This is a genomic window from Fibrobacter sp. UBA3718 (genome assembly GCF_002371935.1).
Lineage (GTDB): Bacteria > Fibrobacterota > Fibrobacteria > Fibrobacterales > Fibrobacteraceae > Fibrobacter.
Window position 1 is genome coordinate 419494 of record NZ_DFHR01000013.1, and the last position, 13500, is coordinate 432993.

Genomic DNA, 13500 nt, shown 5'->3' on the forward strand with positions numbered 1-13500 from the left:
ATATGAACCAGATTACCAAAGCAATCATCACTGCAACCGCATTCTCGCTTCTTCTCACGGGTTGCGACATGTTCAAGAAGAAAGATGAAGGCGCCGAACAGAAGGCCGCCACCATCGAACAAATCCAGGCCGAAAAGGGCAAGCCCGCCAAGGTCGTAAAGGCCACCACGGCAGAAATCACCGACGTGCGAAAGTTCAGCGGCACCATCGAAGGCATGCAGCAGACATACGCACTTTCGAAGATGAGCGATCCGCTTGCCAAGATCCACGTGCAGGTCGGTTCTAGCGTAAAGAAGGACCAGGTTCTTGCCGAGTACCTTTTCACCGGCGACAACACGCAGTACCAACAGGCGCAAGAACAAATCGCCCTCCTCGAAAAGGCGACCGAACGCATGCGCGAACTGCACGCCAAGGGCGGCATCAGCCAGCAGGACATGGACACCCAGGAAACGCAGCTCAAGGTTGCGAAGATGAACCTTGAAACCGTCCGCCGCGCATCGAAGATTCTTGCCCCGGCAGCAGGCGTTGTCACGGAACTGAACTTCAAGGAAGGACAGACTCCCGGACTCGGGGTCTTCTGCACCATCGCAAAACTCGACCAGGTCATCCTCAAGCTGAACGTCACGAGCAAGGATATCGGATTCTTCAAGAAGGGTGCGACCGCGACCATCGACGTGGGCGGAGAAAAGGTCAAGGGCAAGGTGACACTCATCCCGCTCGCCGCCAATTCCATGACGCGTTTCTTCCCTGTCGAAGTGACATTCCCGAACAAGAAGAAGCAGCTGTTGCCCGGCATGTATGTGACTGCCGAACTTGACGCCCGCAACGTGAAGGGAATCATCGTCCCCATCGAGGCAATCGTCTACCGCAACGGCGTAAACACCGTCTGGACCGTTACCGCCGAAGGCAAGGCAAAGCGCAAGGTCGTGAAACTCGGTGTGCAGACCAAGGGCGATGTCCAGATTCTCGAGGGCCTTGAAGATGGCGACCAGGTCATGGTTGAAGGTCAGTTCCGCATGAACGATGGCGACAAGGTGCTCATCATCGAATAAGGCTACGGAGATTTTTGAATGATTAAGGCGAGTATCTATAAACCGATTACCATGCTCATGGTCATCTTGACCGTGGTGGTTTTCGGTATCTACACCTACCGCATGATGGTGGTAGACCTGTTGCCGAAATTCGAAGTGCCCGTGGTAACGGCGGTCATCGTCTATTCGGGCGCAAACCCCGAAGAAATCGAGACAACCGTCATCAAGCCTGTCGAAGACGCCGTCGAACTCGTTGACGGTATCGACTACGTGCAGGCAATATGCATGGAGAACTACGGCATCCTCATTGCCATGTTCAACATGGGAACGAACGTGGACGTGGCAGCAAACGACGTGCGCGCGAAAATCGAGCAGACGGCGGCAACCTTCCCCGATGCCGTCGAAGCGCCGATTATTTCGAAACTAGACATCAACGCCCAGGCAATCATGAGCTTCTCCTTCACCGGCCCGGTCAGTTCGACCGAACTGCGTAAGAAGGCCGAAGACGAGATCGAGCCCCTGCTTACTTCTGTTTCCGGTGTTGCAAGCGTGGATATTTTCGGTGGCACAACCCGCGAAATCTCCATCGAACTCGACAAGGAAATGCTCAAGTCTCGCGGCGTAGACATATCGACCATCATGGGTGTCTTCCAGGCGTCGAACATCAACTACCCCGTCGGTGAAGTTCGCGGCAGCCGCAAGAACACCTCCGTGCGTACCGCAGGCAAATTCGAGAACCTGGACCAGATGCGCGACATGGATATCCCGACTGCAACAGGCGTCATCAAGCTCGGCGAAATCGCGAAGGTCAAGGACACCGTCAAGACAGTCACCTCCGCATCGCGCTACAACGGCATCAACTCCGTCTCGCTCGACATCAAGAAGCGTTCTGATGCTAACGTGGTCGACGTCGCCAAGGGTACACTCGCCCGCGTGGAACAGATCAACAGTACGCTTCCCGAAGGTTTCAAAATTCACCTGATTTACGACAAGTCCGAAGCAATTCAGGAATCCGTAGACAACGTTATCCAGAACATCCTCCTTGCCATCGTGCTTACGTCGGTGCTCCTGCTCCTCTTCCTGGGCAAGCTTTCCACCACGCTTATCGCAGCTCTCACGATGCCGATTTCCGTCATCGGTGCGTTCACGTTCATGTACTTCGCCGACTTCGGCATCAACATGATGTCTCTCATGGCGCTATCTTCGGCGGTGGGCTTGTTGGTCACTAACTCCATCGTGGTGCTCGAGAATATCAACTCCAAGTTGCAGGATGGCCTCGATCCCAAGGAAGCGGCCTACAAGGGCACAAGCGAAATCATGGTCGCCATCATGGCATCGACCCTCACCAACGTGTGCGTGTTCGTGCCTATCGCGTTCATGAAGTCCATCGTAGGCATTTTCTTCAAGACCTACGGTATGACCATGGTGTTTGCGACAGTCGTGTCGCTGTTGGTGACGTTCACGCTCACCCCGCTCATGGCGGCCTACCTGTTCAAGGGCAAAAAGAAAGACGAGAACGGCAACATTATCGACGAAAAGCCCGGAATAGTGGAACGCCTCACGAGCTTCTTCCCGTGGGTCCTCAACGGCATCCGCTTTGTCTACCTAAAGACTCTCGGCTTTTGCCTTTCCGTGCCAGGGTTTTTCGCGCAGCTGCTCGGCATGGGCGCACTGCTTGCATTCGTCGCCTTCATGGGATTCAACTTCCTCTCCGTCGAACTCATGCCCAAGCAGGATCAGGGTCAAATCCTCATTTCCGTCGAAATGCCTATCGGTACGAACATCGAAACTACGGATAGCGTAACGAAGATTATCGAAAGCCGCATCAAGGACATTCCCGATATGGAGCGCTACAACGCTACCGTCGGTGGTGAAAACGGCTTTACGGGCACGAACACCTCCAAAATTCGTCTGAAACTGTTCAAGCGCGGCGAAGGCCGTGACCGCAGTTCCGAAGACATTGTCGACTCGTTGCGCCCCTACCTCGCCGACATTCCCGACGCATACATCTCTATCAAGATGGCCTCTGTCACCGAAATGAGCAACGGCCAGGGTGGAGACGTCGTGCTCGAAGTGAACAGTCTCGTTGTCGATTCCGCCCTCAAGGCTGCAGAAATCCTCATGGACAAGATTCAGGACATTCCCGGCGTCGTCGACGTAAAGCTGAGCTACGAAGCCGGCAAGCCCGAAATCAAGCTTGTTCCCAACCGCCAGGCGCTCGCCGACTACGGAGTCGCCCTGCAGTCCGTGGCTGTCATGAACTACATCGCTGTAAGCGGCCTTGAAACCAGCACCTACACCGAAGACGGTGAAGAATACAAGGTGTTTGTCCGCATGGAAGAGAAAGACCGCAAGGATCACGCCGATATTGAAGACCTGCCGATGCTCACGCCCAAGGGTTTTGTCCCGGCAAGCACGCTGTTCGACATTGTCGACGGCGCAGGCCCGACCAAGATCGAGCGCAAGCGCAAACACAACCATGTAGACGTCTACATGAACCTTCTCCCCGGCCACACGACCGGCGAAATCATGGACTCGATTAAGGTTATCACTGACTCCATGAAGGATGAGGTGCCCGACGGCATCACGTTCAGTTTCGGTGGAAACGCCGACATGCAGAACGACATGGTGGAAGAATTCATCGCGGCTATCCTCATGGCCATTCTCCTCACCTACATCTTGCTGGTGGCCCTGCTCGAAAGCTTCTTGCAGCCCTTCATCATCATGTTCACTATCCCGATGGGCGCCATTGGCGTTATCCTCGCGCTCGTGTTTACGAACACCTCGCTCTCGATGGTTTCCCTCATGGCAATCGTGATGCTTATCGGTGTGGTGGTGAACAACGCCATCTTGCTACTCGACGAAGCGAACCGACTGCTCCGAAGCGGAGCCATGGGCAGGCGCAGCGCCATGCTGACGGCCGCAAAAGAAAAATTCCAGGCCATCGTACTTGCGACATTCGCATCCATAGTGGCCCAGATGCCGCTTGCTCTCGCCATCGGTGGTGACGTCGCGAAGATGAACCAGCCCATGGGTATCGCATGCGTGGGCGGCCTCGCCGTGTCCGCGTTCCTCACGATGTACCTCATTCCGACAGCATTCTGGCTCCCGAACGCCTTGTTCCACAAGGTCAAGAAGGGCGTGAAGAAGGTTAAGAACAAGATGAACAGGCACGCGAAGGCATAAGCCCGCACAAGCAATGTTTCAGGAATCCCGCCAAACCGGCGGGATTTTTTTATGGTCTGCAAACCCGCCTTTTTTGTATATTGCGGGGCATGACCGAAAATATTTACTGGGGAGAGGCACGCGAAGGCCATATCTTGCGCGTAGCCGTTCCCGACATTTACAATGAGTTCTCGCTCGAACGCATTCGGGTGGAATCAGGTTGCAGGCTAGAACCCGAGCAGCACACCGAAACAGAAATCCAGCAGATGATCCGAGCTGCCGCGGTTAAGGATGTCGGCGACACCCTTGCAGGGCTAGAAGCAGCACCTCCGCCAAGCGGCAAGGCTCATTCCTGGGAATCAGAGCCCATCATCAACCTCGCAGACTCGCTTCTGGAAGCAGCCCTTGAACGAGGCGCCACGGACATCCATCTAGAACCCTGCAAAGAAGGCATGAGAATCAGATTTCGACGCGACGGGATGCTCGAAATCTACCGCACCCTGCCCGAGTGGATTTGCGACCCGCTACTGATCCGTTTCAAGCTGCTCGCCGACGTAGACATTACCGAAAAACGCCTGCCCCACGACGGTTCGTTCCATTTTCAGGGATGCCACGAATCGAACGTGCGGTTGAGTACGCTTCCGACACACCGGGGCGAGAAATGCGTCCTGAGGCTGCTTCCTGCGCATGATGGCGGAACCGGGCTCGTCGCCCTCGGATTCCATGAAGCCACCCTGAGGCAACTGAGAAACATCTTCGCCAAGCCACAGGGACTTTTCCTCGTTACGGGGCCCACGGGCAGCGGAAAGACGACAACGCTCTATGCCGGGCTTCGCGAGATCATCAAGCGAAAGGTAAACGTGACAACCATCGAGGATCCGGTGGAATATCCGCTCGACGGAGCGAACCAGGTCCAGGTGAACGAAAAATGTGGGCTCACCTTCGCGGCTGCATTGCGTTCGATTCTACGCCAGGACCCTGACGTAATCCTCGTGGGCGAAATCCGCGACGAGGAAACCGCCCGCATAGCCGTAAGGGCGGCAGAAACGGGCCACCTCGTACTTTCCACACTCCATACGAACAGCGCAAAAGCGGCAAGGGACAGGCTTTTGGATTTGGGAATTTCGGCAAACGTTCTCGAAGACGTGCTCCTCGGTGTTGCCGCTCAAAGATTGTTGCGGAAGAAAACAGGTTCAGGCGGTTACCGAGGGCGAATCGCCGCCACCGAAATCCTGAAACCAGACGGCAGCTACGTCGAAGGAAACATCCGCGAATACGCAGAATCACTCGTTCATTCTGGAATCACGGACCTAGACGAAGTCAACCGCGTACTGGCATGATTACTGTGGTTTTTCCAGATGGAACTTGATATTGCGCCGGCGGTTACGCATAAATTCAGAATCTTCGTCCGGCATGTGGTTCCCCGGACTCGCTAGCATCGCGGCCAGGTTTATTGCCTGCTGCATGTCGAGTTCAGAGCAATGGATTCCATAATAGACTTCGCTCGCCGCCTCGCATCCAAAAATGGTCTTGCCCCACTGGGCATAGTTCAAGTATAATTCGAGGATTCGGTCTTTACCCAATTTCCATTCCATCACCACCGCATAGCCCAATTCCTTCGCCTTGCGTTCCCAAGTGCGTTCGCCCGTCAAGAAAAGGTTTTTCGCCAGCTGCTGCGTGATTGTCGAACCGCCATAAAGGATTTTACCGGCAGACACGTTCGCATCCATCGCCCACGCGATGCTTTTCACATCAAAACCTGGATGATAATAGAATCCCGGATCCTCGGCAGCAATCGCCGCCCTCTGGAGGTTACGACTAATGGAATCCAGCGGCACGTAACGATGTTTCATCTGCACCTTCGGATTGGAATCCAGCAGATCCTGCATAAAGCGGCTCATGGCCGGAGGTTCCTCTTTCATCGAGCCGATATCGTTAATAGGATCAAAGATAATCGAGTGAGCCTTAATGATAAAGATTGTTCCCACAATCGAGAACAGTACTGAATAAATCAGCAAGGCAACCAGGAGAATCTGGCCTACAATCGCAACTTTTTTCATAGTAGTATTACTTTTTGCCTCCAAACCAATCATTGACATCTTCGCCTTCCTTGATATTTGAGGAAAGCCCCTCCAAACCGTCTCCTAAAATAATGGTTCGGATGCCAGCATTACCAAAAACGCCCTGAAGGTATTCCATTCCCTTGCGCCCAGCCTCATCGTGGTCAAGGCAAAGCACGATATTCTTGTTCTTGAAAAGCGGGAGCCATTCAATCTTGAAACTGCGAACGCCCGGGATTCCAACCGCCTCGATATTCTGTTGCAAGAATGTGAGCGTATCGACAACCCCCTCGCACAGGTAAATCCATCCCGTCTTTTGGTTCAATGCAGATAAATTATACGGGAACGGAACCGACCCCTTCAGGTGGAGTTCCTTGGGTTCGACGGTTCTATCGATGGCTCGCGCCTGAAAATGGAACGCGCGATTCTGCGTATCGAGATACGGGAATATCAGCGGATGCTTGTAATAACGCAAGTTTCCCCGGTCATTGAAGAGTCCAACGTAGCGAAGGACGTCCATGCTGAAGGATTCCCTCAAATGCCGGTTCAGGCTATCGTAATCCGTAATGCAGCGAAGCAGCATCCGATCCCAAACAGGCTTGTAGATTCTTCGTTTTGAAAGGTAGGCTGCAGCAGGAGTTCCGTCTATGGGCGAAAGCATCTTCAAGAAAGAAAGCACGACTTTCTTTCGTTCTTCGTCAGGAATGAGCGCCTTAGGTTCTTCCGACAAAATTTCACGTTCGGGGGGAGCAACGACCTCGCGGTGTTCATCACGCGAAATCACCGGTTGAAGCGTCGACGACGAAACGGCGGGCGAAGTCGGTACGGCACGCTTGCCTCCCGCAACCAGGAACGGGAACATATCCTTGAGCAGGTTCAAGGCCTCCGGAAACGAGCATCCGCGATACTGCTGCACCAGCGAAAACACATCGCCACGGACATCGTCGCAGACCCAGCAGCGAAACATTCCGCGTTCTTCCGATATAGAGACCGACGGCGTGCGGTCGCCATGGACATGGCGCTGCGGATAGAAGCACTTGAACTTTCCACGTTCGACCTTGATTCCCAGAGCCTGGGCCACCGCGGTGATGGAAAGCGAAGCCTTGAATTGTTTCAGTTCGTCGTCGGTCATTTCGAATGAAATAATAGGAAAAATGTTTGAAGCTAAGCTATATTTTGACTATGATTATCAATGAAAACGAGCCTATGAGCAAGCACACCTCCTTCAAGGTTGGCGGTGCAGCACGTTATTTTATAAAAGTCGAAGACAACGAAGAACTAAAGACGGCCATCGCTCAAGCCCGCGAAAAGAGGCTGCCCCACTTCATTCTCGGAAACGGGACGAACCTGCTTGTTTCTGACAAGGGCTACGACGGTGTTGTCATTACGCTTGCAGGTGTATTTTCGGCCATCGAGGATTCAGGAAATGGTTCGTTCAAAGTCGGAGCGGCTACCCCGCTCGGCAGGTTCGCGCGGACAGCAATGAAACTTGGCTTCGCGGGCATCCACAAACTCGCAGGAATACCAGGTACCATGGGCGGCGCGATTTACATGAATGCAGGCGCCTACGGGCAAGAAATCGGAACCTGCTGCACACAAGTGACCATCCTTGATTGCGACGGCAACATCCGCACGGTTTCGTCCACCGACTGCGCCTTTGGGTACAGACAAAGTATCTTCCAGAAGGACAAGGCCACAATCCTTTCTGCAACATTCCAGCTACCCACAGCCAATGCACAAGGTAAATCCGTTGCCGACCTCGAAGCAGAACTTGCCGAATGCATGGCCAAGCGCAAAGCAAGCCAGCCGCTCAACATGCCCAATGCGGGTTCCACCTTCAAGCGGTTACAAACCGGGGCCAAAGACACGCCCACGCAAGTCGCCCCCGGCTACTACATCGAGCAGGCCGGGCTCAAGGGTCTCCGCATCGGTGGCGCCGAAGTGAGTACGTTGCATGCGAATTTCATCGTGAACGCGGGTGGCGCAACGGCCGCAGACATCATGAATTTAAGCGAACTCGTGCAAAAAAAAGTTGCCGAAAAATTCGGTATTCAACTAAAGCGCGAGATTATTCTGCTCGGAGAATTCTAGTTTTATTCTTCAGCCTTGGATTCCACCTTCTCGGGTACCGGATCAAATCGGTTCAGGATGCAGGTAATCACCGCATATACAACACCGCCAAAAAGACCTCCGGTCAAATCGGCCACAAGATCCAACACGCTACTGTCACGGCCCTCGGTAAAACTCTGGTGATATTCATCGGTACATCCGTAAGCAAGAGCAAGGCCGCCAACTACCAGCACACGCAACCACTGGCGCTTAGACCATTCGTTTCGGCTCCAGAGCATGGCATAGCAGCCAGCAAGGGTCGCGTACTCGCAAAAATGGGCAAGCTTGTCCCAAACGTGGGGCAAGCCCTCCAACTGCTCCATCGTCATCGACGACAGTTTAAAAATAATGGCCATGCAGAGAATGCAAGGAACAGACCTGAAAAACGGATACTTTTCAAAAATGCTTTCGAACATATCGACGCCAAATGTAGAAAAATGCATTCCCTTTTTCTACATTTACACCCATGAAAGCGATTACTCTGAAAGCCGGACGCGAGAAGTCCGCATTGCGTTACCACCCTTGGATTTTTAGCGGAGCCGTTGACGAAGTTATCGGCGACCCGGAACTTGGCGACACCGTTGAAGTTTACAGCTACAAGAGCGATTTTCTGGGTCTTGCGGCGTACTCGCCCAAGTCCCAGATCCGCGGGCGTTTCTGGACGTTCGGCGAGAAGGCAAACATCGACCGCGAATTCTTCAGCGATATTCTTGACCGCGCGATTGCGGCCCGCAAAAGCCGCGGTTTTGACATCGAAGACAAGGAATCCGCTTTCCGCCTGATTAACGCCGAGAACGACGGCATTCCGGGCTGCATCATCGACAAGTACGCCGACATCTATTCTGTCGAAATCCTTGCAGCCGGTGCGGAAGTCCACCGCAAAACGATTTACGAGCTGCTCGCCGAAAAGACGCACTGCAAGGGAATCTACGAACGCTGCGATTCCGAAGTGCGCCGCAAGGAAGGCCTGCAACTGCGCACGGGTGTCGTCTATGGCGAAGTGGGCGACGAGCCCGTCATCATCAACGAGAACGGAATCCTCTTCCCCATCGACGTGAAGAACGGTCACAAGACCGGCTACTATTTGGACCAGCGCGACGCCCGCCGCCGCATCGGAGAACTTTCCAAGGGCAGGAAGGTGCTAAACTGCTTCTGCTATACCGGCGGATTCGGGCTCTACGCTCTCCGCGGCGGTTGCGAAAAAGTTTATCAGGTGGATGTTTCCAAGGACGCGCTCAAGCTCGCCAAGGAAGGCATCATACGTAACAAGCTCAGCACCGCACACGCCACCCATGTAGAAGCGGACGTGTTCCAGTACTTGCGCAAGTGCCGCGACAAGGCCGAAACTTTTGACCTCATCGTGCTCGACCCGCCCAAGTTCGTGGAAAGCAAGGACAACCTGCAAAAGGGAGCCCGCGGCTACAAGGACATCAACCTGCTCGCCATGAAGCTTTTAGCCGAGGGCGGAATGCTTGCGACCTTCAGTTGCTCCGGGCTCATGGAAATGGACCTGTTCCAGAAGATTATCGCGGATGCCGCCGCCGATGCCAAGCGCCACGTTCAAATCATTGAACGCTTCGGCCAACCTGCCGACCATCCCGTGAATACAGCATTCCCCGAAGGGCAGTACCTCAAGGGATTGCTCGTTCAGGTTGTGTAAGGTGTAAGTTAGACCGAGAGAAATCCCGATTCACTAGCGGCTATTCAGGTAGTCCAGAACTTTGTTCGTGAGGTCGTTTTCTTTCTTCCAGAAGAGAACGGCACCCGTGGCACGGTCCACAACCATGTCGTAACCTTCCTGCAAGGCAATTTCGTTAATCGCCTTGCGGATGAGCTGAATAATCGGGGCACTCACTTTTTCGTTTTCGCTGATGAGTTCTCCCTTGCGCCCGTAGACACGGTCGATGAAGGTCTTGAGTTCAGTATCCTTCTTGTTGTATTCGGCTTCAAGCTCACGTTTCTTTTCATCGCTGAGCATCAGCACCTGCTTGTCAAGTTTTTCCTTGATAGCGGAAAGTTCCTTCTGCAACAGGTTCGCCTGCTGTTCCCACTTGGCCACCTGGCGGTCATACTCTTCCTGGGCCTTCTTCGTGCCCTTGTAACCGTCAAAGATGAGCTTGGAATCCACATGGGCAATGCGCAGGCCGTCCTCGGCAAATCCGGCACAAGCAAGAGCCATCACCACTAGAAGTATAAGTCTGCGCATCATAGAGCCTCCTGTTAGAATCCCTGGCCAATGACAAAGTTGAATTCCATGTCGCCCACTTCGCTACGCTTCAAGCCGGAGTAGGTTTCGCCCACGTCCAGCGGCCAAGCGAAGTCGAATCCGATAATACCGAGCATCGGCACCACTACGCGGAATCCGAAACCGATGTCCTTCTTGAGACTGGTCGGATCCCATTCGCTAAGCGGGTTCCTGCTCGGCTTCGCGACCTTCGTCTTGGGGTCGTAGCGTTCGCCGAACACGTTACCTGCGTCGAAGAAGAACGGAAGCAGGTAGAATGTCTGCGGCACAATACCAAGCTGGAGTTCAGCACCAATATACTGGAAACTGCGCCCCAGGCGACGGTAGCCGATGGAACCTGCGCTGTAACCGCGCATGGTGCCTTCGTAACCCATCACGCCACCCATCGTGTAGAGCGTGCGGTATTGCAGCTGGTCGCCGAAAATAACGCCGTATTCATTCGTAAGGGCAATCGCCAGACGATCGCGGAACAGCGGGAACCACCACTTGATGGTCAGTTCCGTCTTCACAAAGCTGAAGTCACTGAACAGGAGGTCGTTTGCGACCTGGACGTCAAGCACATAGCGGGAACCGTCGGTGGGGAACTGCGGAAGGTTCTTATCATCACGCAGCAAGCGGAAGTTGATTGCCGATTCCTTACCGGTATAAACCACGTAGCTGCCATCGATGTTCGGGCCCTGCTTGTTCATGAGCCAGCTATAGCCCACCTGACCGTAGAAGTAGTCGTCGGGCCACTTGAGACGCTTACCCACGTAGACGGAGCCACCGTAACGGGTAATGTCCGGATCTCCGTAATCTTCCATGTTCCACCAGGTGTAGCTGAGGCTTGCACCAAGGGTAATCGGCTTGTCCAGCAGCCACGGTTCCTGGAAACTGATCGAGGCGCTCTTCTTGTCGGCACCGTACTCAACACTCAAGCTAGCCGCCTGGCCATCACCCATACAGCAGTTCGGGATAGAAATGCTAGCCGTTCCGACGAGACCGTCGCTTTCGCTATAGGAGACGCCCAGGCTGAACTGCCCCGTGCCCGCTTCCTTCTCCTGAACCGTAAAGTCGAGGTCGACTTCCTGTTCTCCGTAAACCTTGATATCCGGAAGGACCATGTCGAAGTAGTTGAGCTGCATGATATCGCGGAAGCTACGTTCCAGGGCGGACTGGCGGTATGTATCACCCGGATACAGGCGCACCTCGCGGCGAATGACCTTCTCGTTGGTCTTCGTGTTGCCATGGATATAGACCTTGTGAATGGACGCCGGGAGGCCTTCGCGCATGCGGTACGTGAGGTTCACCACGGAATCGTTTTCGAACGTGCGTTCCTCGTCAAACTGGGCAAACAGGTAACCGTCTTCGCGGTACACTTCGATCAGGGCCTTCCGGGATGCGTCGTAGAGGTACTGGTCAAAGACCTTGCCACTGTCGAGGCGGAATGCGTAGCCCAGAATCTTATCGTTCAGGACCTCGTTGCCGGAGAAGTGGACACTACCCATGTAGTAACGACGGCCCTCGACCATGCCGATATGAATGCAAATGGCGCTAGAAGTCTTGATATTATCGTACTTGTTCAGCACGGGGAACATGTCTTCGAGCATGTAACGGACCAAGAGTTTCTCGTCGTAGGCAGAAAGTTTCGGGAGCGCCTTGAGCGAATCGATCTTAGGATTGTTGAACTTGCGACCATCCACAATCTTGAGCCATTCACGGCGAGAATTCTCGTAGCGGATGATGTCGTTCAAAAGTTTGAGCGCTTCTTCTTCGTCCATGACCTTCGGTTTAGGACGGGTCACGTAGTTATGGCTTGCCGCATTGTGGTTTTGGCGGAAATAATGGGAAACCTGCATCGTAGGCTTTCCTGCCATCTTGTAGATTGCAGTCGCAGAATCGCCCATGGCGCGGTTCAACTGGTCGTAAAGGGGCTGGAGGCTCTCCCCAACCGGCACCATACGTCCAAGGTAGAACAGGCAGCTGGAATCCGGCAAGTATTCAGCACGGTAATCTGTGAGTTCCGCATCCAGGAAGCCAAAATGGCGGATGGCATTGAGCACGGAATCGCGGTCGGCCTCAAAAACGTTTTCCTTGAACTCGCCGCCACCATACCACTGATCCACCTTCGTGAGCATATGGTCGGTAATGTCAATCGCGGGCACATTGTCGTTGCCTTCGATTTCAATGCGGCGAACCTTGACTTTTTCGCCTTCTCGGATAATGAACGTCACCTGGTTCTTGTTTTCGTCGATGGCGGTCTCACGGTAGCCCACTTCGGCAAGCAGGAAACCTTCCGAATGGTAATAGTCGATTAAAGCCTGGCGGTCGCGTTCAAGCTGGCTCTTGCTGTAGACCTGACCCGGAATCAAGCGAAGCTTGAGGCGCAAGTCATCTTCGGAGATTTCGTCGCAGCCGTCGATAATCGCCGTATCAAGAGCGGGCAGTTCCTTGATCTTGAAGATAAGGTCAACCTCGGTCGAGTTATCCACATAATCCACCCAGGCGGACACGTCGTCAAAAAGTCCCGACTTGTAAAGAGCAGTCACGGCCTCCTGGACCTTGTCGGAAAGGGCAGCCGGAGAATAGGTCTGGCCATCCCGAATACCAATTCGACCCAGCACGGATCGCTGGTCCATGTGAACGTTTCCTTCCACAAGAACCTTGCGGACCTTATTTTCAGCCATATAATCCGTGGGCATCTGGGACATGTCCAACAACTGAGCCTGAACAAGTCCAACCAAAGCTAAAACGATAAAGAGCAAACGAGGACGCAGAATAAACCTACCTATAATTGCATTTAAAACAAAATTCATGCCCAAAAATACAAAAAAAAACGGCAATTAGCCCACAAAAGAAAGTCAAAAACGCATCCAAAAGCAATTAGAAAAACAAATCAACGGTTTTACAC

At 53.7% G+C, this 13500-nt stretch carries 10 protein-coding genes; 5 read left to right on the plus strand and 5 right to left on the minus strand.

Annotated elements, in window-relative coordinates; all coding sequences use genetic code 11:
* Positions 1-2: 2 nt before the first annotated feature.
* From B4A77_RS05020 to B4A77_RS05030, 3 genes are all read left to right on the plus strand, one after another.
* The gene (locus B4A77_RS05020) at positions 3-1052 is read left to right on the plus strand and encodes an efflux RND transporter periplasmic adaptor subunit (RefSeq protein ID WP_290735521.1); all 1050 of its coding nucleotides are present in this window, start codon (positions 3-5) and stop codon (positions 1050-1052) included.
* An 18-nt stretch (positions 1053-1070) separates the two neighbouring features.
* Entirely contained in the window at positions 1071-4217 is a 3147-nt protein-coding gene (locus tag B4A77_RS05025; RefSeq protein WP_290726942.1) for an efflux RND transporter permease subunit, read from the plus strand.
* An 89-nt stretch (positions 4218-4306) separates the two neighbouring features.
* Entirely contained in the window at positions 4307-5536 is a 1230-nt protein-coding gene (locus B4A77_RS05030) for a GspE/PulE family protein (protein WP_290726943.1), read from the plus strand.
* Here the strand turns inward: B4A77_RS05030 and mtgA are convergent, their stop codons facing one another.
* Together mtgA and B4A77_RS05040 are read right to left on the minus strand one after the other, a co-directional pair.
* Entirely contained in the window at positions 5537-6256 is a 720-nt protein-coding gene (gene mtgA / locus B4A77_RS05035) for a monofunctional biosynthetic peptidoglycan transglycosylase (protein WP_290738843.1), read from the minus strand.
* Positions 6257-6263: 7 nt separating this feature from the next.
* Positions 6264-7388, minus strand: a complete 1125-nt coding sequence (locus tag B4A77_RS05040; RefSeq protein ID WP_173382225.1) for a CHC2 zinc finger domain-containing protein — start codon at positions 7386-7388, stop codon at positions 6264-6266.
* A gap of 50 nt (positions 7389-7438) precedes the next feature.
* Between B4A77_RS05040 and murB the strand changes: the two genes are divergently transcribed.
* On the plus strand, positions 7439-8347 hold the full coding sequence (murB, locus tag B4A77_RS05045) for a UDP-N-acetylmuramate dehydrogenase (protein ID WP_290738845.1): 909 nt from the start codon (positions 7439-7441) through the stop codon (positions 8345-8347).
* Positions 8348-8349: 2 nt separating this feature from the next.
* On the opposite strand, the gene B4A77_RS05050 is transcribed toward murB, so the two are convergent.
* Positions 8350-8781, minus strand: coding sequence for a VanZ family protein (locus tag B4A77_RS05050; RefSeq protein ID WP_173382227.1), 432 nt, complete (start codon positions 8779-8781; stop codon positions 8350-8352).
* Positions 8782-8831: 50 nt separating this feature from the next.
* Here B4A77_RS05050 and B4A77_RS05055 point away from each other — a divergent pair, with 50 nt between their 5' ends.
* On the plus strand, positions 8832-10025 hold the full coding sequence (locus B4A77_RS05055; protein ID WP_173382228.1) for a class I SAM-dependent rRNA methyltransferase: 1194 nt from the start codon (positions 8832-8834) through the stop codon (positions 10023-10025).
* Between the two features lie 33 nt (positions 10026-10058).
* Here the strand turns inward: B4A77_RS05055 and B4A77_RS05060 are convergent, their stop codons facing one another.
* Positions 10059-10574: an OmpH family outer membrane protein gene (locus tag B4A77_RS05060; RefSeq protein ID WP_173365831.1), complete on the minus strand. Its 516-nt coding sequence runs from the start codon at positions 10572-10574 to the stop codon at positions 10059-10061.
* Between the two features lie 11 nt (positions 10575-10585).
* Positions 10586-13276, minus strand: a complete 2691-nt coding sequence (locus tag B4A77_RS05065) for a BamA/OMP85 family outer membrane protein (RefSeq protein ID WP_290729155.1) — start codon at positions 13274-13276, stop codon at positions 10586-10588.
* Positions 13277-13500: the final 224 nt, after the last annotated feature.

Coding starts and splice junctions, on each gene's coding strand:
- mtgA (WP_290738843.1), bottom strand. CDS start 6,256: ATGAAAAAAGTTGCGATTGTAGGCCAGATTCTCCTGGTTGCCTTGCTG.
- B4A77_RS05040 (WP_173382225.1), bottom strand. CDS start 7,388: ATGACCGACGACGAACTGAAACAATTCAAGGCTTCGCTTTCCATCACC.
- B4A77_RS05050 (WP_173382227.1), bottom strand. CDS start 8,781: ATGTTCGAAAGCATTTTTGAAAAGTATCCGTTTTTCAGGTCTGTTCCT.
- B4A77_RS05065 (WP_290729155.1), bottom strand. CDS start 13,276: ATGGCTGAAAATAAGGTCCGCAAGGTTCTTGTGGAAGGAAACGTTCAC.
- B4A77_RS05055 (WP_173382228.1), top strand. CDS start 8,832: ATGAAAGCGATTACTCTGAAAGCCGGACGCGAGAAGTCCGCATTGCGT.
- B4A77_RS05025 (WP_290726942.1), top strand. CDS start 1,071: ATGATTAAGGCGAGTATCTATAAACCGATTACCATGCTCATGGTCATC.
- murB (WP_290738845.1), top strand. CDS start 7,439: ATGATTATCAATGAAAACGAGCCTATGAGCAAGCACACCTCCTTCAAG.
- B4A77_RS05060 (WP_173365831.1), bottom strand. CDS start 10,574: ATGATGCGCAGACTTATACTTCTAGTGGTGATGGCTCTTGCTTGTGCC.
- B4A77_RS05030 (WP_290726943.1), top strand. CDS start 4,307: ATGACCGAAAATATTTACTGGGGAGAGGCACGCGAAGGCCATATCTTG.
- B4A77_RS05020 (WP_290735521.1), top strand. CDS start 3: ATGAACCAGATTACCAAAGCAATCATCACTGCAACCGCATTCTCGCTT.